This is a genomic window from Telluria sp. AIW5 (assembly GCF_056680575.1).
The window spans coordinates 145,988-172,566 of record NZ_CM155289.1; the positions used below are offsets into that span (position 1 = coordinate 145,988).

Annotated in this window: 25 protein-coding genes and 2 tRNA genes; 15 read left to right on the top strand and 12 right to left on the bottom strand. The window is 63.5% G+C overall.

Annotation, left to right across the window (positions count from 1 at the left end):
• Positions 1-58 precede the first annotated feature (58 nt).
• From AC1MEM_RS00655 to AC1MEM_RS00680, 6 genes are all read right to left on the bottom strand, one after another.
• Positions 59-1,363, bottom strand: coding sequence for an amidohydrolase (locus AC1MEM_RS00655; protein WP_499474771.1), 1,305 nt, complete (start codon positions 1,361-1,363; stop codon positions 59-61).
• 72 nt (positions 1,364-1,435) lie between these two features.
• Positions 1,436-3,256: a M61 family metallopeptidase gene (locus tag AC1MEM_RS00660; RefSeq protein ID WP_499474772.1), complete on the bottom strand. Its 1,821-nt coding sequence runs from the start codon at positions 3,254-3,256 to the stop codon at positions 1,436-1,438.
• 60 nt (positions 3,257-3,316) lie between these two features.
• The gene (locus tag AC1MEM_RS00665) at positions 3,317-3,934 is read right to left on the bottom strand and encodes a nucleotidyltransferase family protein (RefSeq protein ID WP_499474773.1); all 618 of its coding nucleotides are present in this window, start codon (positions 3,932-3,934) and stop codon (positions 3,317-3,319) included.
• Between the two features lie 12 nt (positions 3,935-3,946).
• Positions 3,947-4,405 (bottom strand): (2Fe-2S)-binding protein, encoded by a 459-nt coding sequence (locus AC1MEM_RS00670; protein WP_499474774.1) that lies wholly within the window; start codon positions 4,403-4,405, stop codon positions 3,947-3,949.
• Between the two features lie 3 nt (positions 4,406-4,408).
• Positions 4,409-5,128, bottom strand: coding sequence for a DsbC family protein (locus tag AC1MEM_RS00675; RefSeq protein WP_499477531.1), 720 nt, complete (start codon positions 5,126-5,128; stop codon positions 4,409-4,411).
• A 21-nt stretch (positions 5,129-5,149) separates the two neighbouring features.
• Positions 5,150-6,379, bottom strand: a complete 1,230-nt coding sequence (locus tag AC1MEM_RS00680; protein ID WP_499474775.1) for an FAD-dependent monooxygenase — start codon at positions 6,377-6,379, stop codon at positions 5,150-5,152.
• A 120-nt stretch (positions 6,380-6,499) separates the two neighbouring features.
• Here AC1MEM_RS00680 and AC1MEM_RS00685 point away from each other — a divergent pair.
• Positions 6,500-6,575: transfer RNA gene (locus AC1MEM_RS00685), tRNA-Phe, on the top strand.
• Between the two features lie 106 nt (positions 6,576-6,681).
• Here the strand turns inward: AC1MEM_RS00685 and AC1MEM_RS00690 are convergent.
• The gene (locus tag AC1MEM_RS00690; RefSeq protein WP_499474776.1) at positions 6,682-7,566 is read right to left on the bottom strand and encodes a helix-turn-helix domain-containing protein; all 885 of its coding nucleotides are present in this window, start codon (positions 7,564-7,566) and stop codon (positions 6,682-6,684) included.
• 201 nt (positions 7,567-7,767) lie between these two features.
• On the opposite strand from AC1MEM_RS00690, the gene AC1MEM_RS00695 reads away from it, so the two are divergent.
• The 4 genes from AC1MEM_RS00695 to AC1MEM_RS00710 all read left to right on the top strand — a co-directional run bounded on the left by AC1MEM_RS00695 (position 7,768) and on the right by AC1MEM_RS00710 (position 11,713).
• The gene (locus AC1MEM_RS00695) at positions 7,768-8,640 is read left to right on the top strand and encodes a fumarylacetoacetate hydrolase family protein (protein ID WP_499474777.1); all 873 of its coding nucleotides are present in this window, start codon (positions 7,768-7,770) and stop codon (positions 8,638-8,640) included.
• A gap of 16 nt (positions 8,641-8,656) precedes the next feature.
• Entirely contained in the window at positions 8,657-9,454 is a 798-nt protein-coding gene (locus tag AC1MEM_RS00700) for an alpha/beta fold hydrolase (protein WP_499474778.1), read from the top strand.
• Between the two features lie 30 nt (positions 9,455-9,484).
• Entirely contained in the window at positions 9,485-10,819 is a 1,335-nt protein-coding gene (locus AC1MEM_RS00705; protein ID WP_499474779.1) for a metal-dependent hydrolase family protein, read from the top strand.
• Positions 10,820-10,942: 123 nt separating this feature from the next.
• Positions 10,943-11,713 carry a hypothetical protein gene (locus tag AC1MEM_RS00710; RefSeq protein WP_499474780.1) on the top strand — a complete coding sequence of 257 codons (771 nt, stop codon included), beginning with the start codon at positions 10,943-10,945 and terminating at the stop codon, positions 11,711-11,713.
• 89 nt (positions 11,714-11,802) lie between these two features.
• On the opposite strand, the gene scpC is transcribed toward AC1MEM_RS00710, so the two are convergent.
• Entirely contained in the window at positions 11,803-13,341 is a 1,539-nt protein-coding gene (gene scpC / locus AC1MEM_RS00715; RefSeq protein WP_499474781.1) for a succinyl-CoA:acetate CoA-transferase ScpC, read from the bottom strand.
• Between the two features lie 240 nt (positions 13,342-13,581).
• Here scpC and hpaR point away from each other — a divergent pair, with 240 nt between their 5' ends.
• Positions 13,582-14,091, top strand: coding sequence for a homoprotocatechuate degradation operon regulator HpaR (gene hpaR / locus AC1MEM_RS00720; protein ID WP_499474782.1), 510 nt, complete (start codon positions 13,582-13,584; stop codon positions 14,089-14,091).
• Between the two features lie 16 nt (positions 14,092-14,107).
• Here the strand turns inward: hpaR and AC1MEM_RS00725 are convergent, their stop codons facing one another.
• Complete coding sequence (locus tag AC1MEM_RS00725) at positions 14,108-14,941, bottom strand: aldo/keto reductase (RefSeq protein WP_499474783.1); 834 nt, start codon at positions 14,939-14,941, stop codon at positions 14,108-14,110.
• Positions 14,942-15,272: 331 nt separating this feature from the next.
• Between AC1MEM_RS00725 and AC1MEM_RS00730 the strand changes: the two genes are divergently transcribed.
• Together AC1MEM_RS00730 and AC1MEM_RS00735 are read left to right on the top strand one after the other, a co-directional pair.
• Positions 15,273-15,716 (top strand): EAL domain-containing protein, encoded by a 444-nt coding sequence (locus tag AC1MEM_RS00730; RefSeq protein WP_499474784.1) that lies wholly within the window; start codon positions 15,273-15,275, stop codon positions 15,714-15,716.
• A gap of 126 nt (positions 15,717-15,842) precedes the next feature.
• Entirely contained in the window at positions 15,843-16,286 is a 444-nt protein-coding gene (locus tag AC1MEM_RS00735; RefSeq protein ID WP_499474785.1) for a nuclear transport factor 2 family protein, read from the top strand.
• Between the two features lie 362 nt (positions 16,287-16,648).
• Here AC1MEM_RS00735 and AC1MEM_RS00740 read toward each other — a convergent pair whose 3' ends face one another.
• Together AC1MEM_RS00740 and AC1MEM_RS00745 are read right to left on the bottom strand one after the other, a co-directional pair.
• Positions 16,649-17,185, bottom strand: a complete 537-nt coding sequence (locus tag AC1MEM_RS00740; protein ID WP_499474786.1) for a DUF2058 domain-containing protein — start codon at positions 17,183-17,185, stop codon at positions 16,649-16,651.
• Positions 17,186-17,293: 108 nt separating this feature from the next.
• Positions 17,294-18,256, bottom strand: coding sequence for a MerR family transcriptional regulator (locus AC1MEM_RS00745; protein WP_499474787.1), 963 nt, complete (start codon positions 18,254-18,256; stop codon positions 17,294-17,296).
• 182 nt (positions 18,257-18,438) lie between these two features.
• On the opposite strand from AC1MEM_RS00745, the gene uvsE reads away from it, so the two are divergent.
• From uvsE to AC1MEM_RS00765, 4 genes are all read left to right on the top strand, one after another.
• Positions 18,439-19,320 carry a UV DNA damage repair endonuclease UvsE gene (gene uvsE, locus AC1MEM_RS00750; protein WP_499474788.1) on the top strand — a complete coding sequence of 294 codons (882 nt, stop codon included), beginning with the start codon at positions 18,439-18,441 and terminating at the stop codon, positions 19,318-19,320.
• Between the two features lie 313 nt (positions 19,321-19,633).
• Positions 19,634-20,227: a choice-of-anchor J domain-containing protein gene (locus AC1MEM_RS00755; protein WP_499474789.1), complete on the top strand. Its 594-nt coding sequence runs from the start codon at positions 19,634-19,636 to the stop codon at positions 20,225-20,227.
• Between the two features lie 66 nt (positions 20,228-20,293).
• Positions 20,294-20,740 carry a post-PEP-CTERM-1 domain-containing protein gene (locus AC1MEM_RS00760; protein ID WP_499474790.1) on the top strand — a complete coding sequence of 149 codons (447 nt, stop codon included), beginning with the start codon at positions 20,294-20,296 and terminating at the stop codon, positions 20,738-20,740.
• 2 nt (positions 20,741-20,742) lie between these two features.
• The gene (locus tag AC1MEM_RS00765; RefSeq protein ID WP_499474791.1) at positions 20,743-22,230 is read left to right on the top strand and encodes a PA domain-containing protein; all 1,488 of its coding nucleotides are present in this window, start codon (positions 20,743-20,745) and stop codon (positions 22,228-22,230) included.
• Positions 22,231-22,308: 78 nt separating this feature from the next.
• On the opposite strand, the gene AC1MEM_RS00770 is transcribed toward AC1MEM_RS00765, so the two are convergent.
• Entirely contained in the window at positions 22,309-23,172 is an 864-nt protein-coding gene (locus tag AC1MEM_RS00770; RefSeq protein ID WP_499474792.1) for a class I SAM-dependent methyltransferase, read from the bottom strand.
• A gap of 160 nt (positions 23,173-23,332) precedes the next feature.
• Between AC1MEM_RS00770 and AC1MEM_RS00775 the strand changes: the two genes are divergently transcribed.
• From AC1MEM_RS00775 to AC1MEM_RS00785, 3 genes are all read left to right on the top strand, one after another.
• Positions 23,333-24,328: an AraC family transcriptional regulator gene (locus AC1MEM_RS00775; RefSeq protein ID WP_499474793.1), complete on the top strand. Its 996-nt coding sequence runs from the start codon at positions 23,333-23,335 to the stop codon at positions 24,326-24,328.
• A gap of 61 nt (positions 24,329-24,389) precedes the next feature.
• A tRNA-Phe gene (locus tag AC1MEM_RS00780) sits at positions 24,390-24,465 on the top strand.
• Between the two features lie 1,010 nt (positions 24,466-25,475).
• Complete coding sequence (locus AC1MEM_RS00785; protein ID WP_499474794.1) at positions 25,476-26,579, top strand: DUF262 domain-containing protein; 1,104 nt, start codon at positions 25,476-25,478, stop codon at positions 26,577-26,579.

The window sequence follows — 26,579 nt, forward strand, 5'->3', positions numbered from 1 at the left end:
GCGGGCATGCCCGCGCGTTCGTACCGCGGATCAAGCGCGCAGCGTCCGCGGTGGCAATTTACCGCCCCAGCACGTTCAACACCGCCATGCTCATCGCCCGCGCGGCCGTCTTGATCGACGGTTCCGGCACCGGCGCATAGAACGGCGAATGGTTGAAGGCGATCGGCTTGCCGCCTTCGCGCGACGCTTCCTCGACCATCTTCGGGTCATACACGCCGGTGAAGAAGAACATCGACGGCACGCCCTGGTTGACGTACTCCGAGAAGTCCTCGCTGGCCGTGATTGGCGCCACGCGCTGGGCGTTGGCGTCGCCGAACGCGTCCTTGAGGACCGTTTCGGTTTTCGCGACCAGCGCTTCGCTGTTGACGACCGCCGCGCCGCCGCTGATCAGCTGTACATCCGGTGCCGGCGCGCCCGCCATCGCTGCCGAGGCCATCGCCACGCGGCGTACGCCGTCGAGCAGTTTGGCGCGTACCGCCGGACTGTACGAGCGGATCGTGCCGCGTACCTGCACGCTGTCGGGGATGATGTTGCCCACCGTGCCGCCCTGGATCGCGCCGATCGTCACTACGCCGAATTCCTTCGGGTCCTTTTCGCGGCTCACCACCGTCTGCACGTCCACCACGAAGCGCGCGGCGATCGCAATCGGGTCCACCGATTTGTCGGGCGCCGAACCATGGCCGCCGCGTCCCTTGAACACGATGTCGATTGCATCGGAATTGGAGGTGATGGCGCCCGCGTTATAGCCCACCGTACCGTAGGCCACCGGCGAGGAGTGGAGTGCGAACGCATAGTCCGGTTTCGGGAAGCGCTTGAACAGGCCATCGTCGAGCATTGCTTTCGCTCCCGAAAGCGTTTCCTCGGCCGGCTGGCCAACGAAAACGAGGGTGCCCTTCCACTGCGATTTCATTTCGACCAGGGCGCGCGCCGCGCCGAGCCAGCTCGCCATGTGGATGTCGTGGCCGCAGCTGTGGGCGACGAAACTTTCGCGCCCATCGCTGACCGTTTTTGCCCGGCTGGCGTAGGGCAGGCCGGTCTTCTCTTCCATCGGCAGGGCATCGAGCTCGGTGCGCACCAGCACCGTCGGCCCCGCTCCATTCTTGTACACGGCGACGACGCCGGTCTTGCCGACCTTTTCGGTCACCTCGAAGCCGAGTTTGCGCATCTCCACCGCCAGCTTGCCGGCCGTACGCACTTCCTGGAAGGCGATCTCCGGATGCGTGTGCAAGTCCTTGTAGACCGTGTCGAGCCAGGGGTACATGCCGTTGACGCGGGTGGTCACATCGTTTTTCAGCGGGGCGGGAAGCTGGGCCAGTGCCGGGACGGCGGCAAGGGCGAGGACGGCTGCGGCAAGCTTTTTCAAGGTATACCTTTCTAAAGGAGAGCGGAAAAGACACGAGACAGATCAGGCGCGCCGGCCGGACCCACGTAAAAATCAGCCCGCGCTCGGGCGCGGCAGCGCCACCGATTTCTTGCCGGCGACGGCCGGCGCCAGGGTAATTCCCGGCACCCGATCGCCCTGCAGCGTGAGGTCGAAGGCCATCAGCTCGTCGCGGCGGAAAGCGTGCACCGTCACCTTGTCGCCCACGCGGTAGCGCGACAGCAGCGCGTCGACGTTCGACGGATTGCCGTTGACGCGCAGTCCGTCGATCGCGATGACGACGTCCAGCGCCGACAGGCCGGCCTGGTGCGCGGCGCCGCCCTCGTGCACTTGCGTCAGCTTGGCGCCGACGGCGTCACGCCCGATGCCGGCGTCCAGCGAGGGCTTGCCGCTCTTGCGCTCGTCGACCAGCTTGATGCCGAACGGAGTAAACAGTTTGGCCAGCGGCAGGTCGTCCGTGCCGCGCACGAATTTGTCGAACAGGTTGCGCAGCTTCAGGCCGCTGACGTCGTCGAACAGCGCCTCCACCTCGCTTTCCGTCACGCCGCGCCCGACCGTCGGATAAAAATCGCGGCCGTAGCGTTCCCACAGGGCGCGCATGATGTCGTCCAGGGTCTTCGCGCCGCCGGTTTTCGCGCGAATGGTCAGGTCGAAGGCCAGCGCGATCAGCGAACCCTTGCTGTAATAGCTGATGATCGCGTTCGGCGAATTCTCGTCCTGGCGGTAGTACTTGCTCCAGGCGTCGAAGCTCGAATCGGCCACGCTCTGTTTGGTGCGCCCGCTGCCGCGCAGCACGCTGCCGACCGTTTTACCGAGCAGCTTGAAATAAGTCGCTTCCTTGATGATCCCGGCGCGCACCAGCATCAGGTCGTCGTAGTAGCTGGTAAAGCCTTCGAACAGCCACAGCAGCGGCGTGTAGTTCTCGACCTGCAGGTCGTAGGGCGCGAACACGGCCGGCTTGATGCGCTTGACGTTCCAGGTATGGAAGTACTCGTGGCTGCACAGGCCGAGGAATTTCAGGTAGCCCTCGTTCGGCTCGCCCGAGTTGATGGCCGCGGTGGTCGGCAGGTCGGCACGGGCGCAGATCAGGGCGGTCGAGGCGCGGTGTTCGAGGCCGCCGTAGCCGTCGCCAACGGCCATCGTCATGAAGACATAACGGTCGACCGGCGCCTTTTTCGTGACCGGCTCGAACAGGGCGATTTGCGCTTCGCAGATCGCCTTCAGGTCGGCCTGCAGGCGCGCCATGTCCAGGTTCGGCACGCGGCCGGTGATGACGATGTCGTGCTCGATGCCGCAGGCCTTGAAGGTGGCGAGCGCGAAGTCGCCCATCTCGACCGGATGGTCGATCAGTTCGTCGTAGTTGGCCGCGACATAGGTGCCGAAACCATAGCGCTTCGCGCCCAGTTCCTTCATCGCGGTGGCGACGCGCCAGGTTTTGGCGGCCGGGTCGGCTGGTCTCTGGATATCGACTTCGTGGGCGCCCTCGTCCTGGCCAAGCACGCGCAGGAAGACGCTGGTGCCGTTGAAGAAGCCGTGGGTCTGGTCGAGGTGGGCGGCGCGCACCGACAGGTCCCAGGCATAGACTTCATAGTGCAGCGTCAGCGGACCGGCAGTGGGCGCCGCCAGCCAGGAATGTTTATCGCGCTTTGTGAGCGGCACCGCTGCGCCGTTCGATTCGGCCCGGATACGCACGATGTTGCGCGCGAACTCGCGGATCATGTAGCTGCCCGGGATCCAGGCCGGCAGCGCGAACACCTGTCCCTCAGGGGCGGGCGCCGCCACGGTGAGGGTCACGTTGAACAGGTGGCCCGCCAGGTCTTTCGGGACGATAGTGTAGTGAACTGCGCTCTGCTTTTTCTGGGCTGTTTTTTTCATGATCACGAAGGGAGACGGGCCGATTCCCGTAGTGTAACGGATTCGTACCCGCTGCCAACGTCAACACGTAGGGTGAAAGGCCGAGCCGTCCCCCTGGGCCAGGTCGGCTGGGGTATCGATGTCGCGCAGGATGCCCGGGTCATGCACCATGACTTCGATGACCGGCGCCGACTTGAGCAAGGCCCGCGCACCGTGCTCGCCCTCCAGCGCCAGCAACGCCGGCAAGTGGCGCGCGCCAAAGGCGACCGGATTCCCGCGCCGTCCCTCGAATACGGGCGCCGCAATGTCCGCGCCCTCCTCCAGCGCGGCGAGCAGCGCGCGCAGCGTCGACGGCGCAACGTACGGCATGTCGCCCAGCGCCACCAGCCAGCCGGCTGCCTGCGGCAGCGAGCAGGTAATTCCCTGCACCAGCGAAGCGGCCATGCCGCTGTCGGCTTCTCCGCACAGCGTGACTTCGCAGCCGAGCGCGCGCAAGGCGTCGGCCACGCCGCCATCCTGCGGCGGCACGACGGCGATTACACGGGGAAGAACAGATAACAGAGCGCGCGCGCTGGCAACGACGACCGGCTCGCCGCTGCCGAGCGGCTGCAGCAGCTTGTTGCGTACGCCAAGAGGATCGAAACGCCGCCCGCGCCCCGCCGCCAGCAGGATGCCGACAACATTCGCGACAGCCTTCACCGGGGAGTGACCTCAGGCCAGCGTCTGCGCCGCATCCTTGATCGCGGCGCGGATGCGCTGGTAGGTGCCGCAGCGGCAGATGTTGCCGCTCATGGCGCTGTCGATATCGGCGTCGCTCGGCGCCTTGTTGGTTCGCAGCAGCGCGGTCGCGCTCATCACCTGGCCGCTCTGGCAGTAGCCGCACTGCGGCACGTCGTGGCGGATCCAGGCTGCCTGCACCGCCTTGCCGACGGCATCCTGGCTGATTGCCTCGATGGTAGTGAGCTTGTGGCCGACCGCGCTGGACGCCGGCGTGACGCAGGAGCGGATCGGGGCGCCGTCCAGGTGCACGGTGCAGGCGCCGCACAGGGCGGCGCCGCAGCCGAACTTGGTGCCGGTCAGGTTCAGGTTGTCGCGCAGCGCCCACAGAATCGGGGTGGACGGATCGGCGTCCACTTGCATGTCGCGCCCATTGACGTTCAGCTGAAGCATTGCTTACTTGATCGAGCCGAGTTTCGCTTCCAGCGCCGGCAGGTCGACCGCGCCCGGAATGCGGGTGCCGTCGGTGAAGAAGATCGCCGGCGTGCCCTGGATCTTGAGCTTGTGGCCGAGTTCGACGATCTTCTCGTTCGGGGTCTCGCAATTGGCCGGCGCCGCGGGCGGCAGCTTGCCGTTGACCATCCAGTCGTCCCAGGCCTTGACCCGGTTCGGCGAACACCAGATGTTCTTCGACTTCACGAACGAATCATCGGACAGGATGTTGTACATGAAGGTGTAGATGGTGACGTTGTCCAGGTCCTTCAGCGTGGTCTGGCGCAGGCGCTTGCAGTAGCCGCAGTTCGGGTCTTCGAACACGGCGATCGTGCGCTTGCCGTCGCCCTTGACCTGCTTCAGCGCGGAGGCCAACGGCAGGTCGGAGAACTTGATCTTGGTGAGGTCGTCGATGCGGGCCTTGGTCAGGTTCTTCGAGCTCTTGGCCTCGTACACCTGGCCGATGAACAGGAATTCGCCCTTCTTGTCCGCATACAGGATGTCGGAACCGATGCGCAGTTCGTACAGGCCGCCATAAGGGGTTTCCGTGATCGAATCGATCTTCGCGCCGCCGAGGCGCGGCTCGATGTTCTTGCGGATGGCCGCTTCCGTCGTATTCTCGGCACCCACGCACGACGCCATCAGGGCAGTCGCGGCCAGTACGGCGATCTTGGTTTTCAACATCACTATCTTGTTCCTTAAAAATTACTGACCGAGGGCATGTGCCATCAGGCGACGCTTAATGAAGGGCAACTTATCGAGCAAGTTTAATCCCAAATTGCGTGCAACGCGCAAAGGTTCGAGGTTGGCGCCGAACAGACGCTCGAGTCCGTCGGTCGCAAGTTGCATCAAAAGAACATCTTCCTTGCGTGCGCGTGCGTAACGCGCCAACACGCGCTCGTCGCCGAGCTCCCTGTGTTCCTCGCGTTCGGCCACCACGCGCAGCAAATCGACGACGTCGCCAAAACCCAGGTTCATGCCGTGCCCGGCCAGCGGGTGGACGGCGTGGGCGGCGTCGCCGATCAGGGCCACGTGCGGCGCGGTGAGCGCGTGCGGGCGCACCAGCGCCAGCGGCACCGCTTTGACCGCTTCCGGCTGCAGCGGCTTCAAGGTGCCGAGCGGCTCGTCCGCATATTCGCACAGGCGCACGGCCAGTTCGCCCATCGACTCCTCCATCAGCGTCGCGGCCAGGGTTTCCGGCGCCGACCAGACCAGAGAAACGCGCTTGCCCGGCAGCGGCAGCAACGCGATAATGCCGTCGCTGCAGGTGAACCACTGGTGGGCGACGCCGTGATGCGGCTTTTCGCAGGAAAAATTGGTGACGATCGCCTTCTGGTGGTAGGAGCGGTAATCGATGCCGATGTCGCATTGCCCGCGCACCCAGGAATCGCGGCCGTCGGCGCCAATGACCAGTTTCGCATCGATGCGGCGTCCGTCTTCCAGTTCCACGGCCGCGCCTTCCGGCCCGCAGCGCAGGCGCGTGCCGCAGCCCTTGACGATCTCGACCTTGTGCGCGAACTTCAGCGCCGCGTCCAGCGCCGCGTTCAAGTTGCTGTCCTCGACGATCCAGGCCAGCGCCCCGGTGTGGGCGCCGAAGGCATCGAAGCCCAGCGTGCCGCCGTTCTTGCCGTCGCCATTGACCGCCATCGCATCGACCGGGGCTACCCGGCTCGCATCGAGCGCGTCCCACACTTTGAGGGAGTCCAGCAGGCCGTGCGCCGTATGGTTCAGCGCGTAGACGCGCACGTCCCAGGGGCGTTCGCCGCCGCTGCCGGCGCTGCCGTCGTTCTGCGCGGAAGTGGTGCCTGGCACCAGCAGCGTGACGCTGTGGCCGGCCTGGGCGAAGCCGAGCGCCGCCGTCTTGGCGATGGCGCCATTGCCGACGATGCAGACGTCGCTTCGAATGGATGCGATGGAGGAAGTAGGAGTCGTCATGGAGGGCATTATAGCGGCATGTCCACCCCGCACTTCAGGTGCCGCCGCCGCCCTGGCCGAAGAAAGTTGCAACGGGGCCTTGCAGAGCCGCGGGCGGCTGGCTATAATCATGCCTCTCTTGGCCTGGTAGCTCAGTTGGTAGAGCAGAGGATTGAAAATCCTTGTGTCGGTGGTTCGATTCCGCCCCGGGCCACCAAGAATATGCTTCAGGAAACGCCCACTCATGCAGTGGGCGTTCTCGTTTCTGGAGTCCGCAGCTGCGGTCCCTCTCCGGCTTCACACCTGCCAGCCCCGCAAGTCTTTCAAGCCGCCAGGCCCGTCACGGTCGCCGGCATCGCCCCCACCGCGGCACGCCGGAAGGTCGAGGGCGACACGCCGGTGTGCTCCTTGAAGAAACGGGAAAAATTGCTGGGCGCGGAAAATCCAAGGTCGAGTGCGACAGATGTCAAGGATGCGCCCTGGGCGATCAGCCGGCGCATCGCCTCTTCCACCCGGACGGCGCTCCAGAACACCTGCGGACTCGTGTTGAGTTGATCGCGGAACAGCGTAAAGAAGTGCGCGCGCGACAGACCGACCTGGTGCGCGATCTCATCGAGTGCGATCTTGTCGCTGACATGCTCGCGCATCAGCGTGATCGCGCTACGCAGGCGATGGTCGAGCAAGGGCGGCAGAAAGCGTTTTGGATCGACCACGCGTCCGCGCGCGGTGGCATCGATGGTGGCGCTGATCAGCTGCTCGACCAGGCCATTCAGGCCATCCCCGGGTTCGCGCGTCGACAGGATCAGGTCCAGCACCTGCCAGCAGGCCTGGCGCAAGCCGGCATCGATCGGAATGCGCGATGACGGGAAGAGGAAGGGACGACCGGTCGCCCGCCGCAGTTCATTGAGCCACTGCCGCGAAATCATAAACACCAGGAACACCGCCGGTCCGGTTCCATCCAGCCGCGTCATGTCGTGCGACTGATACGCATTGGTCGCCAGGCCCACATTTTCGTCATAGCCGACCACCTCGGCGCCTACGTTGGCCTGCGCCCGCGCACCGCCCAGCCAGAACACGATCTGCGATTCGGAATGCGCATGCGCCACCAGGTCGGTGCGCGTCTCCAGCACGATCGCCTGTCCAAACCTTCCTTCGTAGAAGGCATACGACTCTGCCATCTTGTCTCCCTTGCCAGCATTGCTGGTCATATTTATGTCCAAATTGTAATCGTGGCAGGCGGGCGATATCTGTCGTTCGAAAAAAGATATCAGACGCATTGATAAGCAGTGGGACCCGGCGATAAGCCCAGCCATGGGTTGATAAGCGCATGTGCCCGTTTGTTCCTAGACTCCGCCCACGGTCAGCGGTCCGAGCTTCAATCGGTCCCGACCGAATACCTGGAGGAATACATGCAAATCGCAACATATCAACTCGATGGACGCCGTTTCGTCGGGCTTGTTTCCGATGACCGCGAGCAGGTCACGCCATTCGCGCTTCCCGCGAACGAGGCGGCCGAAGGCGCCCTGGCGATCATCAAACTGCTGGCCGACGGCGGCGCGCTCCCCGCACCCACCGGGCAAGGGGTGCCGCTCGCATCGGTCCGGCTGCTGGCGCCGATCCCGGTACCACGCCGCAACGTCTGGTGCGTAGGCCGCAACTACCACGCCCACGCCAGGGAACTGCAAACCTCGGTATTCAAGGACAACGACGCCAATCCCGAAGCCTGGCCGATCGTCTTTACCAAGGTGCCCGAATGCGTCGTCGGGCCGTTCGACAAGGTCACGCTGCCGGACGCCGCGATCTCCGCGCAAATCGATTACGAGGCCGAACTGGCGGTGGTCATCGGCAAAGGCGGCAAGAACATCACCCGCGCCGACGCCATGGGGCACGTGTTCGGCTACACGGTGGTCAACGACGTCACCGCGCGCGACGTCCAGATGCGCCACCAGCAGTGGGACATGGGCAAGTCGTTCGACACCTTCTGCCCGATGGGCCCGTGGATCGTGACCGCCGACCAGCTCGATGGCACCAGGACCCGCGTGCGTTGCTGGGTCAACGGCGACCTGCGCCAGGATGGACCGACCGACAACCTGATCTTCGACATCCCGACCCTGATCGAGACGATTTCGCGCGGCATCACCTTGTACCCGGGAGACATCATCGCCACCGGCACCCCGGCGGGCGTCGGGCTGGGCATGAAGCCGCCGCGCTTCCTGGCTGCAGGCGACGTGGTGCGGGTCGAGATCGACGGCATCGGCGCCATCGAAAACCAGTTTATTTAAAAAAAGGAAAAATCACATGACTACCCACATCGTTGCAGGACTGACCGTTGAAGTCGAAGGCGAAGGCGCCGCCATCGTGTGCGTCCACGGCCTGGGCGGCTCGAGCAATACCTGGACCCCGGTGATGGCGGCGCTGCAAGGCCACCGCATCGTGCGCATCGACCTGCCGGGCAGCGGCCGCTCGCCAGTCCGCTCGCCAGCCGATTCCGGCGAACTCAACATCGCCAGCATGGCCGACGCGGTCCAGGCCGTGTGCCGCGAGCTCGACATTACCAAGGCAATTTTCCTGGGCCACTCGATGGGCACGATCGTGTGCCAGCACATCGCGACCCAAAACCCGCGGCTGGTCACCGGCCTGGCGCTGTTCGGCCCGCTCGTGTGCCCACCTGAGGCGGGACGCGCCGGCATCCTGGCGCGCGCCGAGAAGGCCGCCACCGGCGGTGCCGCCGCGATGCAGGAGATTGCGGACGCCATCGTGGGCGCCGCGACCTCGAAGGAAACCAGGGCGCAGCAGCCGGCAGTGCTGGCCCTGGTGCGCGAGAGCGTGATGCGCCAGACGCCCGAAGGCTACGGGCAAAGCTGCAAGGCGCTGGCGACGGCGCAGGCGGCGGCGATCGACGACATTTCGGTGCCGACCTTGCTGGTCACGGGAGACCAGGACGGGGTTGCGCCTGCGGCGAACGTGGCGGCAATGGCGGAACGTATCAAAGGCAGCGACATGGTGGTGCTGGAAGGCTGCGGTCACTGGACCACCTTCGAGCGTCCGCAGGAGTGCATGCAACAGCTGACGACGTTCCTGAGTTCTTCAAAATAACCAGGCCTGGGGGCCAGAGGAGACATAAAAATGAAGAAGATTGCAATCACCAATGTCACGATTTTCGATGGCAGTGGCGACGACGTATTCAAAGGCGAAGTCCTCGTAGAAGGCAGCCGGATCGTTGAAGTAGCGCATTTCCCGAACAAGGTGTCGGGCAGCGCCGACCAGCTGATCGACGGCGGCGGCAAGTTCCTGATGCCGGGCATGACCGAAGCCCACACCCACTTCTCGTGGAACGACCAGCCGACGCTGTCGGCCATCCAGTTCATGCCGCCGGAAGAACACATCCTGTGGTGCGTCGACGTGGCCAAGCGCTACCTCGACATGGGCTGGACCTCGGCCATTGGCGCGGCCGCCGCCAAGCCGCGGCTCGACATCGTCCTGCGCAATGCCATCACGGCAGGCCAGTGCGTCGGGCCGCGCTACCTGGCCGGCAGCCAGGAGATCGCCACCCTGGGCGGTCTCGGCGACAACACCCTGCCCCACCTGCCGTTCCAGGAACTGAGTTTCGGCCACATCGTGAGCGGCCCCGAGGAAGTGCGCAAGGCCGCACGCATGTTCATCAAGTACGGCGTGGACCACCTCAAGATCAACCTGTCGGGCGAATATATTGCCGGCCTGTCGGCCGAGCTGTCGCCGTTCTCGGACGAAGAAGTCGCCATGCTGACGAGCGAGGCGAAGCGCAACAACAAGCGCGTGGCGGCGCACGCGCGCTCCGACGAGTCGGTACGCCAGTGCCTGCGCCATGGCATCGACATCATCTTCCACGCCAGTTTCGCGAACGACGACACACTGGACATGCTGGAGGCGAACAAGGAGCGGCACTTCGTGGCGCCGGCCATCGGCTGGCTGGTGCGCACCAGCTTCAACGCGTCGGAATTCGGCATCACGCCTGCGATCGCCGAGCAAATGGGCTATCCGCAGGAACTGGAAGCGGCAGCGGCGTCGCTGCGCAAGATGCACAAGCGCGGCATCCGCATCCTGCCGGGCGGCGACTACGGCTTTGCGTGGATGCCGCACGGGACCAATGCCAACGACCTCCAGTATTTCGTGGACTACATCGGCATGACCCCGACGGAAGCGCTGGTCTCGGCGACCCGCCTCGGCGGCGACATCATGATGCGGCCGGATGAACTGGGCCAGGTGCGCCCCGGTTTCCTCGCCGACCTGGTGCTGGTCGACGGCAACCCGTTGCAGGACCTGCGCATCCTGACCGAGCCCGCCAGGATTGCGATGGTGATGCAGGACGGTGTGATCCACAAAAGCTTGCAGGACACCAGTCCACGCGCGGCGGCAATGCACGTCCCGGCGAGCGCAAACCCGGTGCTCGACAAGGGCGTGCAGGAAGCCGTCCCGGCTTGAATCGCAGCTTCAGCGCCCGCAGCGGTCCTGCTGCGGGCGTTTCCCTACCTGAACGAAAACCGACAGCGCCCCGGCCCCATGCCGCGGCAGCGCCGGAGGCTGCTGGTCGACAATGGAGATTGAATGAGTCTGAATAAACATGTGATGCGCAGTGCGGTCGCGATTGCCGCACTGGCCGGAACCGGTACCGCGCTGGCGGCCGAGTTCCAGGTGGCTAACCTGAACGCCCTGTACACGACCCGTTCCAGGGCCGATCCCGTGCTCGGCACCGGGACCGACGATGAGAAGCTGAAAACTTACCAGTTCGAATATTTCGCAGGGTTCAAGTACGGCGATGTGTACGTCGATGCCGAGCTGTTCAATGGCGAGAACGTCGGCGGCGCCGGCTCCGGCTCGTTCGGCGGCGACAGCCCCAACCAGAGCCTGCTGGTCTTCAATCCACGCCTGAGCCTGGGGAAGATCAGCGGCCGCAACCTGGCCTTTGGCCCGATTGCCGACGTGTCGCTGATCGCGCGCTACGAGCGCGCCAGTTATGCCGACTTCCGGTCCTACAACCACGGCGTCTCCTTCAACTTCACCGTGCCGGGCTTCGCTTACGTCGAATCGGGCATCCTGCGCCGCAATACCAATTTCTACAAGGGCGAGACGCTGTGGCGCTCGGTCCTGATGTCGAAGCCGTTCGCGGGCGAACGGCTGCGTTTCAACCTGCTCTCGCTGGTCAATGGAGCGGGTGCGAATGGCACCGAGGTATTCCTGCGCCCGGAACTGCTGTGGGCTATCGACGCCAAGGGCAGCTTCCAGGCCGGCCTGCGCTACGAAATCCATCGCTACAAGATCGAGGGACGGGACTATTCGCGCAACTCGCCCACCCTGATGGCGAAGTGGACGATGTAAGGACCGGCTCCGTGTTCGTGCGCGATGATCTTGCTGCTACGTATCCCCGCGTGGGCGAAGCCCACCCTACGGTAAGCGACGGCAACGGCTTAACTGACTGGCATTGGCCGGGACGCCTCGTTGCCCTGTTCCGGCAGCATCGAGCCGGTGGCGCCGTAGCGGACATGCCACGACATGGCCTCTTCCAGCACGTGCGGGGTGTGGCCGCCGCGCTGGTTCGCCGCAGCCACATACTCGCGCAGCATCTGGCGGTAGGGTTCGGCCACGCAGTTGTCGATAATGACCTGGGCGCGTTCGCGCGGCGCCAGGCCGCGCAGGTCGGCCAGGCCGATTTCGGTGACGATGATATCGACGTCGTGCTCGTTGTGGTCGACGTGCGGCACCATCGGCACGATGCTGGAAACCTTGCCGCCCTTGGCGACCGACTTGGTCGCAAACACGGCCAGGTAGGCATTGCGCGCGAAGTCCCCGGAGCCGCCGATGCCATTCATCATGTGCGTGCCGCCCACGTGGGTCGAATTGACGTTGCCGTAAATGTCGGCCTCGAGCGCGGTGTTGATCGCGATGATACCGAGCCGGCGCACCACCTCCGGATGGTTGCTCACTTCCTGCGGCCGCAGCACCAGCCGGTCCTTGTAGCGGCCGATGTCGCCGAACACCTGCGCGCCCTTGGCCGCCGACAGCGTGATCGACGAGCCGGAGGCGAAATCGAGCTTGCCGGCATCGAACAGGTCGAAGGTCGAATCCTGCAGCACCTCGGAATACATGCTCAGGTGCTGGAACGGACTGTCGATGAAACCGGTCATCACGGCGTTGGCGATGGTGCCGATCCCCGCCTGTATCGGCAACAGGCGCTCGGTCAGCCGGCCCAGCGCGACCTCGCGTTCGAAAAAGGCCACCAGGTGTGCGGCGATCGCCGCCGTGTCCTCATCGGCCGGCAGGATGGTCGAAGCACTGTCGCTTCTTTCGGTGATGACGATGGCGGCGATCTTTTCCAGGGGGATCATGATGGCGGGGGTGCCGATGCGGTCGCTCACCGTCATCAGCGGAATCGGCTCGCGTTGCGGACGATGTTTCGGAATAAAGATATCGTGCAGTCCTTCCAGCGCCAGCGGCTGCGCCAGGTTGATCTCGACGATCACCTTGTCGGCCAGGATCGCGAAGCTGGCGCTATTGCCCACCGAGGTGGTCGGGACGATGGCGCCGCTGTCGAGGATGGCGACGGCCTCGATGATGGCGATATCGATCGGCGCGATCTGGCCGGTGCGCAGCAGCTCGACGGTTTCGGACAGGTGGTGGTCCATGAACATCACGTCGCCGCGATTGATCGCCGCGCGCAGCGTGGAATCGGACTGGAAGGGCATGCGGCGCGCCAGGACGCCCGCTTCCGTCAGGACCTTGTCGACGTCGCTGCCGAGCGAGGCGCCGGTCATCAGGGTAATTTGCAGCGGGTCATGGCGCGCCCGCTCGGCCAGCGCCAGCGGCACTGCCTTGGCGTCGCCGGCCCGCGTGAACCCGCTCATTCCGACCGTCATGCCGTCTTCGATCAACGCCGCCGCAGCGGCGGCGCTGTTGATGCGCTCGCGCAAGAGCGGGTGGCGGATGCGATCCTGGTACTCGTCATGCATGGCAAATCCTTTTCAACGGCAAGAGTGGGAATACCGATCCCCGCAGCGCGAAGAACAGAGGGGTTCGCATGGCCGATGGCGCAGGATCATGCTGTATCCTTCGTGTCAAAGTGGAACGGTGTTGAAGCACAATTCACTAACATATGAGTGATTAAATCACTTGCATGTGAGTAAGTCAAGGCATGTCTGTCCGCCTGTGCGCCCGCCCATATTGTTCCGATTCACGACCCAGGAGTTACCGTGGCCAAGCGCTTCACCCACCGCAACCTGCCCCAGCAGCTGTTGAATGCGCGCGATGCGCTGATGGGGCATTTCCGTCCCATCCTCAACCACTACGGCCTGACGGAGCAGCAGTGGCGCATCCTGCGCGCACTCGATGAGCACGCGCAACTCGAACCGCGCGAGCTGTGCGCGCTATGCCAGATCCTCAGCAGTAGCATGGCCGGCATCCTGGCGCGCATGGAAGAAATCGGACTGGTTCAGCGTGTTCGCGTCGAAGCCGACCAGCGCCGCGTGCTGGTCAGCCTTGCGCCGAAGGGGGATGCGCTGATCGACGACATGGCCCCGCTGATCGAATTGCAGTACCGATACCTCGAGCAGGCGTTCGGCAAACATGCGCTGGAGTCGCTGTCGGCCGCGCTCGAAGGCTTCATCGCCGCCCAGGTCAAACCGGTGCAGCGGGTGGCGCTGCCGCCGGTGGGCTTGCCCGCCCCCGCTGGGTTGCAGGCGCGGGTGCTTGATCCGGTATGACCGGCAGGATCCGCAGTCAAATCACTTCCAGCGGCACCTTGCGTTTGGGGGGCGCAAAGGCGCGATCGAGCGCGGCCATGTCCTGCGGCGACAGCGGCAGGTCGAGCGCGAGGCGCAGCTGCCTGACGTGACCTGGCGTGCCGGCCTTCGGCAGCGCGATCATCCGGTCGTTGCGCAACACCCAGCGCAAGGCGATCTGTGCGGGCGTGGCGGAATATTGCGCCGCCAGGCGCAGCAGTTCGGGATCGCCGAGCAGGCGGCCCTGCTCGAGCGGGGAATACGCCATGATGGGAAGCGTGCGCTGCTGGCACCAGGGCAGCAGGTCGAACTCGATGCCGCGCCGCGTCAGGTTATACAGCACCTGGTTGGTCGCCACGGCATTCCCTCCAGGCAGGGCGACCAGTTCCTCCATGTCCGCCGTGTCCAGGTTGCTGACGCCCCAGTAACGGATCTTCCCCGCGCGCAGCAGTTCATCGAAGGCCGCCAGCGTCTCTTCAAACGGAACCGCGCCACGCCAGTGCAGCAGGACCATGTCGACGTAATCGGTGGCAAGCCGGCGCAGGCTGTTCTCGCACGCGGCAACCGTTCCGCGCCGCGTCGCATGGTGGGGAAGCACCTTGGTGACGATGAAGGCATCGGTCCTGCGGCCGCTGAGGGCCTCGCCGATCAGCTTCTCGCTGGCACCGTCGCCATACATTTCCGCGGTGTCGATGAGGGTCATCCCGTTGTCGATGGCGAACCGTATCGCATCGAGTTCGTCCCGACGCTTGGCCGGATGCTCGCCCATGTGCCAGGTACCCAGGCCGAGTACTGGCACTTGCTCCCCGGAAGGAAGTTGAGTGGTGCGCATGATTGCTCCTGTCGTGTTTGCGTCGCTCATGGCCGGTTTCCGGTGATCGCGCGCTTGCGCGGATGGCCGCGGCGCCTGGAGGCGACGTTCAGCTATCCGGGACTGAGGAAAGCATAACAAATCACCGCAGCGGTCAGCCATGTCGTCCAGGATCGCGTGCCGGATCAGGCTGGCCAGGATCCACCTGCTTTCTGAAAACAAGAGGGGAACTTAGCTCCGCAGCACCCGTCTTACTCTAACGCTATGCCTGACACCGCCTTCGGGCGATGACGGCGCGACATACGAGCGGCCCACCGGCCGCAGGCTGCGGAGCGACAGCAGCGGCCACGCGATGGGCGCCGAGGCGCTGCTGCGCTGGCAGCGCCCGGGCGGCCAGCCGGTGTCGCCATCCGTGTTCATCCCGCTTGCCGAAGAGACCGGACTGATTTTGCAGCTGGGCGAGTGGGCCATGGAAGCCGCATGCCGCCAGCTCGTGTCCTGGGGCAGCCGGCCGGAAACCGCGCACCTGACGATGGCGATCAATGTGAGCGCGCGCCAGTTCCGCGAGCCGGCGTTCGTCGACCAGGTAGTGCAGGTCATCGAGCGCACCGGCGCGGACCCACGGCGGATCAAGCTCGAGCTGACCGAGAGCCTGCTGGTAGCGAATATCGAGAATACGATCGACACCATGCACGCACTCAAGGAGAAAGGGATCGGCTTCGCGCTCGATGACTTCGGCACAGGGCCATGCACGGCTGCCGTGCATTCCAGGGTTACCTGTTCGGGCGGCCGGTGACGGCGGAGCAGTTCTGAGGCCGGCCTTGACTTCCGCGCGCCGCGCGCTAGGCTCAAAGTACCGACTATCCGCGGCATGAGCGTGGGGCGATTGTCAGTGGACGGCCGACTTTGACAGGAGGCTGCCATGAACGCACAGGAAAACAAGCGGCTGGTGATGGAAGGCTACCAGATGTTCCAGCGCGGCGATATCCAACACCTGCTCGAGCGCTATCACGACGATGCGCTCTGGATCGAACCGGAGGTGGAGCACGTGCCCTTCGCCGGTCCGCACACCGGCAAGGCCGAGATTGCCGGATTCTTCAAGGGCCTGGACGAGGCGATGCAGGCGCTGCGTTTCGAACCGAAGGAATTCATCGCGGAAGGCGACAGGGTTGTCGTCTCCGGCGAAGCAAGCTGGCTCGTCAAGAACACCGGACGCAGCTACGACAGTCCCTGGGTCCACGTGTTCACGCTGCGCGACGGTAAGATCATCCGCTTCGAGAATTACCAGGACACGGCCGCGGCCGAGCGCGCATTCCGGCCCGACCAGCCGGGACAGGCAGCGGCGGGGATGCCGATGCACCATTGAAAACGCTGCAAGAAGGTGCAGCAAAAACGCCACCTTTGCGGTGAATGCCGGTCACTTAAGCCGAAAACTGGCCTTCTTGCTGTGCACCACCGCCATTACGTCACCGTCGGCTGTCGCGTAACGTAGGGTGGGCATGCCCACGCGTTACGTTCGTCTCCTGCATACGTGACGCCGATCGTTCGATCACACGATATCCGGTGGCCAGGAACGCTTGATACGTGCTGTCAGACACAGTACAAGCTATTTGCCACGGTCGTAGGGTGGAGCATGTGTACATAACGCGTGGGCATGCCCACCCTACGTTATGCGGCTGCCAACGAAAAAAAGAGTGAGTTTGTCCAGAGCAAGCGCAAGCGCGCCTGTTACCACATCAGATCGTCCGGAATCTTGAATTCCGCGTACGGATCGTCCTCCTCCACCGCGGTCTCGTTCTTCTTGACCCGTACCACCAGCGAGGCGTCGCGCTCGGCAATCTTGTCGGCGATGACGCGCGGCACCAGTTCGGTGTTGTCTCCCAGGCGCACGATGACGAGGCGCCCGGCCATCAGGTGCTGCTGCACCGCGTTCGAGACGTGGATGCGCTCGATTTTGGTGCCGTGCGTGAAATTGTAGGCGACGTCGCCGTTGCCCTTGCTCTGGCGGTTCTTCTGCACCAGCTGGACGATCTGCGCCATGATCGCCTTTTGCCGGGCGGCGGCGTCGCGCTGGGCGTTCAGCTCGCGCGCGCGCTCGGCGTTCTTGCGCTGCAGCTCGGCGGCCGCGAGCTTCGCCTCGTCGACACTTTCCGTGCCGGTACGGCGCTCGATCTTCTTTTGCTTGCTCTTGTCCTGCTGAACTTGTTTTGCCTTGTTCTTGTTGACCAGGCCGGCCTTCAAGAATTGATCCTGCAACGATGCCATTGTCGGCGCTCCATTAATTAAGTGCGCCGGGACGGGCCGGCGCTGGTCACCCGCTAGCATAGCAAGGAGCGCGGCGCGAAACCAGCGCCGGGCGCATCCGGTTCGACTTCAGTTGCGCCCTGGCGGCAGCGGCAGGCCGTCGGCCAGCGCCAGCGCCATCAATGCGCTTTCCAGCACCACCCGCGCCTGCCCCGCCGCCAGCTCGAGCTGCGCATGCAGTTGCGCGTCCTCGGGATTGCGGTTCGCGCAGCCGGCGCTGTAGCGCTCGAAGCTGCCGACCATCAGCAGCAGATCGGTCAGGTGGCGCGGGCATTCGCAGGTGAGGCGGTTGCCCGCGGCCGAGATGGCGGCCAGCGCCTCCTCGTCGAAACGGGGCGGCGCGACGCTGGCGGGCGCCGCTTCCTGGGCCGGCAGGCGCTGTCCGGCCAGCGCCGAGCGGCACAGCAGCGCCAGCTCGCCGAGGTCGGCCGGCACGCGCGCGACCAGGTAGCCTTGCGCCCGCAGCGCGCGGATGGTGGCGCTGGCGCAGAACCGGTACAGCACGACGGTCGCCGCCGCGCCGGTGGCTTCGCGCGCCGCGGCCAGCAGGGGCATGGCGCTATCGTCGAGTTCGGACAGCTCGGCCACCAGGACCCGGACGCCGCTGATGGCGCCCAGCCCGGCGACCTGCTCGAGCCGGGCGCAACTGCCGCGCACCTCGAGCCCGAGGGCCTGGCGCTCTGCCGCCACGCGGCGCGCCAGGCTGGGCCCGACCAGCACGACCGGCACCGGGCCCGGGGCAACGCGCGCATCCGCCGCGTTGGCGGCCAGCATCGCCTGGAGCTGTTCGCGCGCCAGTCCCGCCAGCACGCCGATCGCGTGGCCCTGGTCGACCAGCTGTTTCAGCAAGCTCAGGCGTGCGACTTGCTCGGCCGAGTACAGGCGCTGCCCGTGCTCGGAACGCTCGGCCTCCGACAGGCTGTAGCGGCGCTCCCAGATGCGTAGCGTTTCGACCGGCAATCCCGCCAGCCGGGCGGCGGCCCCGCTGCGGTACATGATGCGGTCGCGTTCGGTTTTGATTGCTGTTGCCATGGATATTGTCCCGATGTTGTCCCGTTGAAGGGCCAGTATAGCGCGGCCGCCCTTGGACAAGCGCTACGATACGTCTTACATTGCGGGGAGCTGGCCGTGCCGCTTTCTATGTCCGGCGCCAACTGAATACGCGCATGAAACGCTTCGGCCTATACTTTTCCGCACTTACTTGAGAGGTCTGCATGCCGAATCTGGGCCTGGTCTGCATCACGAATTCAAAAGAGGTCCGCTACCGCACAGTCACGCGCACGCGCCTGCATGCGCAATCTCCCGATGCCCAGAACAAGATTCTGGACGACATCTATCGGGATAATCTCCAGACCTTCGACGCGGCCCTGCGCTACTGCCAGCGCGAGGGCATCTCGCTGTATCGCATCCCTTCCTCGATCTTTCCTTTTGCCGACACCGCGGAAGGCCTGGCGCTTCTGCGCACCCTGGCCCCGAGCCTGGCGCGCTCCGGCAAGCGCGCCCTGGAGGCCGGCATCCGGCTCGTCATGCATCCGGACCAGTTCGTCGTGCTCAGTTCGGACTCGCCCGATGTCGTCGCCAACAGCATTAAAATCCTGCAAATGCACGCCGACATCATGGATTTGCTCGAACAGCCGCGCTCGGCCTGGGCCCTGCTCGAAATCCACGGCGGCAAGGCGAACCGTGCCGATGCACTGGTCAGGTGCATCGCCGCCTTGCCCGATGCGATCCGGTCCCGGCTCGGCCTGGAAAACGACGAATACGCGTACAGCGCCGAAGAAATCCATGCCATCTGCCTGCGCAGCGGCCTGCCGATGGTCTTCGATGCCCACCACCACATCGTCCACGAAGACCTGCCCAGCTACGATCACCCGAGCGTGCAGGAAATGTTCTACAAGGCCAGAGACACCTGGGCCGAGCCGGCCCGGCAGCTGGTGCACATCTCGAACGGGCGCAGCGGTTTCAACGACCGCCAGCACGCCGACCTGATCGAGGCCATGCCGGCCTGTTATGCCCAGGCGCCCTGGATCGAGATCGAAGCAAAGCGCAAGGAAGAGGCAATCGACGGGTTGCGCCCCTGGCTGGCTTCACTCTGAACAAGCGGTGTATTGACGAATAGTTGCAAAAATTGCACCAAGACGGTGCAAGTTGTAACCGCATGTCCGCTTTTTGTCGAAAATTCTTACATTTTCTTTCAGAATTTTCCTGCAAATACATTTTCTTCCAAGTAATCAACGACATAGTTTGTTGGCACGGTTAATGCATTGGTGCAAATGTCGGTGAGGTACATTGCCGCGAACTATCGGCGCTGCGCGGAGTTCATAAAATTCCGACACGGCACCAATGTCTAAAACTTTGGAGGCGCATCAGATGATGAAGAAAGCACTTGTTGCATTGGCATTTTCGGGTATGGCGTTATCGGCTCAGGCCGGTGCATTGCTGTCGGAAGGTTTCGACGACGTCGGCGGTCTCGCAGCCAAGGGCTGGGTCCTGAACAACGCCAGCACCCCGGCGGGCAGCACCGGCTGGTACCAGGGCGACCAATCGCAGTTCCCTGCCCTCACCGGCGCGGCAGAGAGCTACGCCGCCGCCAACTACAACAATGCCGCCGTGGGCGGCAACCTCGCCAACTGGCTGATCACCCCAGAGTTTTCGACCGGCGTCAACGGCGCCATCGTCTCGTTCTGGCTGCGCGCAGGCGCGGCCGACGGCTACAGCGACCAGGTCGCCTTCGGCTTCAGCAACGGCAGCAGCGCCCTGAGCGACTTCGCCCTGGCTTCGCCAGTCACCGTCGGCACCGACGGCTGGCTGCGTTATGAGACGCGCGTCGGCGCAAGCGGCTCGGCCCGCTTCGCCCTGCAATACACCGGCGCCGCCGACTTCGCCAACTATGTCGGCCTCGACAGCCTGGTGGTGAGCGCAGTTCCGGAACCGTCGACCATGATGATCCTGTTCGCCGGCGTGATGGGCCTGACGATGTCGCGCCGCCGCAAGCGCGGCTGATCGCGACACGGTTTTTGCAAGCCGAAGCGTACAACGCTTCGCATACCTCGATACCAGGAGATAGTCATGTCCCAGAAACACAAGTCCGGCCAGCGCCTGCTGTGCGCCGCCGGCATCAGCCTGGCCCTGCTGGGCCTCGTCAGCCAGTCCGCCGTCGCCCAGGAAGCGCAAGACCAGCAAGTCCAGAGCATCCCGCTGCAATCGGTCGAATCGATGACCGTCGTGCGCGATCCTGAAACCGGCAAAGTGCGCGCCGCCACCGCCGAAGAACAGGCAACGCTGCAGGCGAAAGCATCGAAGCGCATGAGCCTGATGCGCGCGGCACCAAAGCCAACGCTGCAGAAATTCCACCCGAACGGCGCCCGCGGTGTGCGCCTGACCGACGAGTTCGTCAGCTCGGTACGCGCAGTACGCCAGCCGGACGGCAGCATCACGACCTTCGAGTCGCACGATGCAGACCAGTCCGCGGCTGTCGCCGGTCACGTCCACACCAACAAGGTTGAAACGGAGTAAACATGCGTACCCCTCAATTTTCGCGTACCGCAGCGCGCTCGCTGATCGCCGCCGCCTGCGCCCTGACCTGCCTGGCTGCCGAAGCCGCCACCATCACGATCCAGAGCCGCGATCCTGCCGGCTACGGCTTCAACGATCCGACGCCGGTTACCCCGGTCGGTGGCAACATGGGCACCACCCTCGGCCAGCAGCGCATGAACGTCTACCGTTATGTCGCCGACGTCTGGGAAAAAAACCTTCAGAGCGATGTCGAGATCACCGTCTCGGCCGGCTGGGACAACCTGAGCTGCGATGCGACCTCGGCCACCCTGGGCAGCGCATCGGCCTGGAACATCTGGCACGACTTCCCGGGCGGCAAACCAGGCACCTGGTATCCGCAAGCCCTGGCCAACAAGCTTGCCGGCGTCAACCTGAGCGAAGGCATGCCGGACGACGGCACGGGCTACGCCGGCGTCGACATCAAGACCCAGTTCAATGCACGCCTTGGCGCATCCGATTGCCTGGCCGGAAGCCCGTTCTACCTGGGCCTGGACGGCAATGCCGGCAACGAAGTCAATTTCGCTGCCACCCTGCTGCATGAACTCGGCCACGGCCTGGGCTTCTCGGTGGTGAGCGTGTACACCCCGCTGGGCTACCGCATCAACGCCGAAGGCACGTATTACGTGGAAAAAGGCGGCTTGCCAAGCATCTGGGAAGGCTTCATGTACGACAACACGGCCAAGAAGACCTGGCTGACTATGACCTCGGCCGAACGCGCCGCGTCGGCGATCAACCCGCTGCAACTGGCCTGGACCGGTCCGAACGCCGTTGCCGGCGCCGCCATGCTGGCGCCATTGCCGGTCGTGAAATCGACCAGCCCGGCCGGCGCCGTGCCGACCGCACCCTACAGCGCGTCGACCTTCGGCCCGGCTGTTCCGAAGACCGGCAACCTCGGCGTGCTGGCAACGATCGCCACCCAAGCCGGCGAACTCGGCCCTGGCTGCTCGCCGTTCAACGCAGCGAACGCCGCCGCCGTCAAAGGCAAGGTACCGCTCATCAGCCGTGGCGGTTGCACCTTCGCCGTCAAGGTGAAGAACGCGCAGAACGCCGGTGCAGTCGCAGTCGTGCTGTACAACAACGCGGCGGGCAGCTTCGCCCCGGGCGGCGCGGATCCAACCGTGACCATCCCGTCGATCGGCATCACCCGTGACGACGGTCTGACGCTGTCGGCAGCCGTTGCCGCAGCCAAGCCCTACGGTTCGCGTACCGCCGCCGGCGCCGTGACCGCATCGCTCGCGATCGACCCGAACCGCAAGGCCGGCGCCGACCTGGCTGGCCGTCCGCTGCTGTACACGCCGAATCCGCTGATCGGCGGTTCGTCGGTCTCGCACTGGGATGTTTCGGCGTTCCCGAACCTGCTGATGGAACCAAACATCAACGACGACCTGACCTTGAGCGTGGTGCCGCCGAAGGACCTGACGCTGCCGCTGCTGAAAGATATCGGCTGGTAATCGGTTCTCGAGGCTGAGCAGTCAATCCAACCGGGCGGATGACGCAAGTCACCGCCCGGTTTTCTTTTATTCTGCCGATCACACGCTGCGCTTGACGATCACCGCATCCAGGTATTCCGAGGGCACCACCAGCGAGGCCCCACCGGCCGTATTGAAACGCCCCAGCAGCTCGAGGATGTCGTGTTCCAGCAAAGCCTGTCCATGGCTGTCGAGCGCGCCGAAGGCCTTGTTCATCGGGCCATAAAAGTCGCGGAACACCTGCAGCCAGTGCGCGGCCGAGGTATAGCGGAAAACATAGTGGCGGCGCGCCGTGCGGATGTCGGCCGCGGCATCCCCGAACAATTCGCCCACATACGCCTCGGTACCCCACAGCAGCGGCGACATCACGCCCGCCGGCGGCGGCACCGCCTTGCCGATCACCTTGAACAGCTGGCCGATGAAACTGTCGGGCGTCCAGCTCGACAGGGCGATGCGCCCGCCGTCGCGCACCACGCGCATCAGTTCGCCTGCGCTGCGGACATGGTCGGGCGCGAACATCACGCCGAAGGTCGACATCGCCACGTCGAAGCTGCCGTCGTGGTAAGGCAGGTGCTCGGCGTCGGCCACCCGGAATTCGATGTCGAGCCCCTCGGCGGCGGCGCGCGCCCGGCCCTTCTCGAGCAGGGCGGGCACGTAATCGGTCGAGGTGACGCGCGCGAAGCGGTGCGCCGCCGCCAGCGTCGCGTTGCCGTTGCCGGCCGCCACGTCGATGACGGTCTCGCCGGCACGGATATCGGCCATCTCGGCCAGGGTCTCGCCGACGATCTGCAAGGTCACGCCGATGATGGCGAAGTCGCCGCTCGCCCAGGCCGCCTGCTGGCGCGACTTGATGGCGGCGTAGTCCGGTTGTGCCGAGGGTCGCGCGCTTGCAGCGCCCGGGGCCGATTGCGTTGTTTTGTCCATGGTGTCATCCTCCCATTGCGAGTTCGAGGGATCGAGAGTTGAAGAATTTTCAGTATGGTGCGCGCAGCCGGGGCCCGCTTGACCGGGCGTCGGCCCGTTTTGCCCGCGCATCCTGACCGGCCGTCCTGAGCGGCCCTCCTGACCGGCCGTCCTGAACGCCATGGAAACCGACACCCTGTCCGACGTGCTGCGCTCGGTCCGCCTGCGCAGCGCCGTCTTTTACCAGATCAGCTTTCCGGCCGTCTGGGCCGTCGAGGCGCCGCCGATGTGCGAACTCGGCCGGCTGCTGTTCCCGGACGCCGAGCACGTCATGGAATACCACGTGCTGACCAAGGGCGCCGGCTGGGCCTGCGTGGCCGGCCTGCCCCCGGTGCGCCTGCGCCAGGGCGACCTCATCATCCTGCCGCACGGCGATGCCCACGTGCTCTCGAACGACCCGTCGCTGCAGCCGACCCGCATGGACCCCGACTGGGTGGCCGCCACGCGCGACGCCCCGAAGCCGATCCCGATCGTGTTCCACTCGCAATATGAATTCTCCTGGGGCGAGCATGCGGTGCCTGGCGACACCGAACTGGTCTGCGGTTTTCTTTCCTGCGACCGCCACCCCTTCAATCCCCTCCTCGACGCCCTGCCGCGCCTGCTGCATTTGCCCGCCTCCAGCAACCCCGCGGCGCATGCCGAACTGGGGCATTTGGCCCTGCGCGCCGACCGCGGCCAGCCGGGCGCCGCCGCCCTGCTCGAGCGCGCCAGCGAAACCATGTTCATCGACGCCTTGCGGCGCTACCTGGAGTGCCTGCCGGCCGGCAGCACCGGCTGGCTCGCCGGCCTGCGCGACCGCCAGATCGGGCGCGCGCTGGCGCTGATCCACCGTGCCCCGGCCCGGCCCTGGACGATCGACGACCTGGCGCGCGCATCAGGGCTGTCGCGCTCGGTCTTCTGCGCCCGCTTCCTGCGCCTGCTGGGACAGCCGCCGATGCAATACCTGGCGCGCTGGCGCATGGAAGCGGCAGCCGGTTTGCTGCGCGGCGGACGTGCACCGGTGGCCTCGGTGGCGCTGGAGGTGGGCTACGAATCGGAAGCGGCGTTTGCCCGGGCCTTCAAACGCGAGACGGGGACGTCGCCGGCGCGCTGGCGGCGCATGCAGGCCGCGGGTTGAACCTTCGCACGCGCAAGAAATTATGGACGAGCAGGCAGTTCATGCTAAAATTCGCCGCCTTGGCCTGGTAGCTCAGTTGGTAGAGCAGAGGATTGAAAATCCTTGTGTCGGTGGTTCGATTCCGCCCCGGGCCACCAAGAACATCGTTCACGCAACGCCCACTCATGCAAGTGGGCGTTGTCGTTTCTGGGATTCGTAGTCCTTGTGTCCGGTCAATATTCGGTACTTGAGACGAACTGCGCCGGATGGACAAGATCGTTCAAGTGTCCCTTTAACTCGCAAAGATTCAAACATTCTCGTGTCAGACTGCCACACTGCCACACTGCAACACTGTCAGCCGCCGCATTCTTCACAGCGATAAGGATGCGGTGAAACCCCTCAGCAACCCCAGAAGGCATGGCACCGCATTCTCGTTACCGAAAGGCGGCTAAGTGCAGGTTGAATCACCGCCGACATGTGTCCGAAGATGTTGAAAAAAGGGTTTCGCTGCATTAGGAAGCTCTTGGGTCACGCTTCCAGTTCATTGTGCAGCAGCAGGCATTCCTCTCACTCTCATGAAGCACACTGCACGATTCGTCGCGGCTTGTCCCGAACCTCATCAACAAAAACTTGATCAGCAAGACGTTCGTACAGCCGCGATATCCGTTATCGCGGCCACGTTTGCGTACCTAAATCGTCGCCTGAAGTACTTATTCATTAGCCGATGTTACGAGCCAGGGCGGACAAGCCATTACAAAGTCACCTCGCGCAGACTTTAATAATTTGGGGTGACAGCGGTCGCCCTAACACTAGCATCTAAGCTAAAGTTACAATTGGTCCACATTGAGACCCTGCAATAAAGTATAGTCACCCATGAATGCGAGGCATCAAAGAACGTTGACCCGAACGACAGCTTCCTCGGGGACGTAGTAGAGCCGAAAACGGCTGCTCGTACTGCTCGAAGCCGCGCTAACGAAGCCGCTCCATCACAAGTCGCTGTTCAGGTCACGCTTTAAGCATGACCTTGCCAGCACCCGGTTTCTTCCATTTTATTGACGTTAAAAAAATTTAAGAATACGAAAAATTGTAAAGCGCTTCTCGTACCGGCCTCAATTTTTCTTAGGGATTAAGCCAGAGCTACCACCAATATTAATCTAAAGGACTACCGATGAGCCTCATCGACCAAATAAATAAAAAACGGCGCGAAATAAAGACTGATGGTTATCCAATGTCAATTAGCGAATGGACCAGCATGTATGAAAACGGAGAGCTAGATATTCATCCTGAATTTCAGCGCTTCTATCGGTGGACACCGTCGCAAAAAACTGGCCTTATAGAATCAATTTTACTCGGCATTCCACTTCCACCAATCTTCGTAAGCCAGAGGACTGACGGTGTGTGGGATGTTGTTGATGGCTTACAACGACTGTCCACTATCTTTCAATTTTTCGGTATTTTAAAAGATGAAAAAGGTAACAAGATCGAGCCTCTTGTGCTTCAATCGACGAAATATTTGCCGGCATTAAAAGATAAAAAATGGGACGACGACGATCCAGCCAAGTCTCTTCCAAAAGAATTGCAACTTGTAATTAAACGATCAAAACTCGCGACCAGCATTATTCTAAAAGAAAGCGACGAATCAGCGAAATATGATCTTTTTCAACGACTAAATACAGGCGGCTCCGAATTAAGTCCTCAAGAAGTGAGGAACTGCGTGCTCGTGATGATAAACAAAGTTTTCTTTGAATGGCTTAAGAGCCTTCCTGCATCAGACGCATTTTCAACCACGACGGCGCTTAGCGATCGCCCGCTGGAGCAAGCATATGACACCGAACTTGCATTACGATTTGTATTGCTAGCGCAAATTCAAGAGTCCGAAATAAAAGCAATTGGCGATGTTGGTGATTTCCTAACTGAAAAAATGACAGCGGTTTCACAAGATAAGAAGTTTAAGCGTGCGCCGGTCAAGAAACTCTTTGATGAAACATTTAAAGTCCTAGATGCGACACTGGCTGACGACGCCTTTAAGCGTTACAACATCAAAAAGAGCCGACACGAAGGCGGATTTCTCTTGTCCCTTTTTGAGGTAATAGCACTAGGTGTGGCCTACAATATTGGCGCGGGCACACTCTGCGATGAGAATGAAATTGTAGATCGTGCTCGCTCGGTTTGGAACAACAAGTCCTTTACGGAATGGGCGAGTTCTGGAGTAAATGCTTCAAGGCGCCTTCCTCGTTTAATTCCGTTCGGCAGAAATCTCTTCCACAAATGA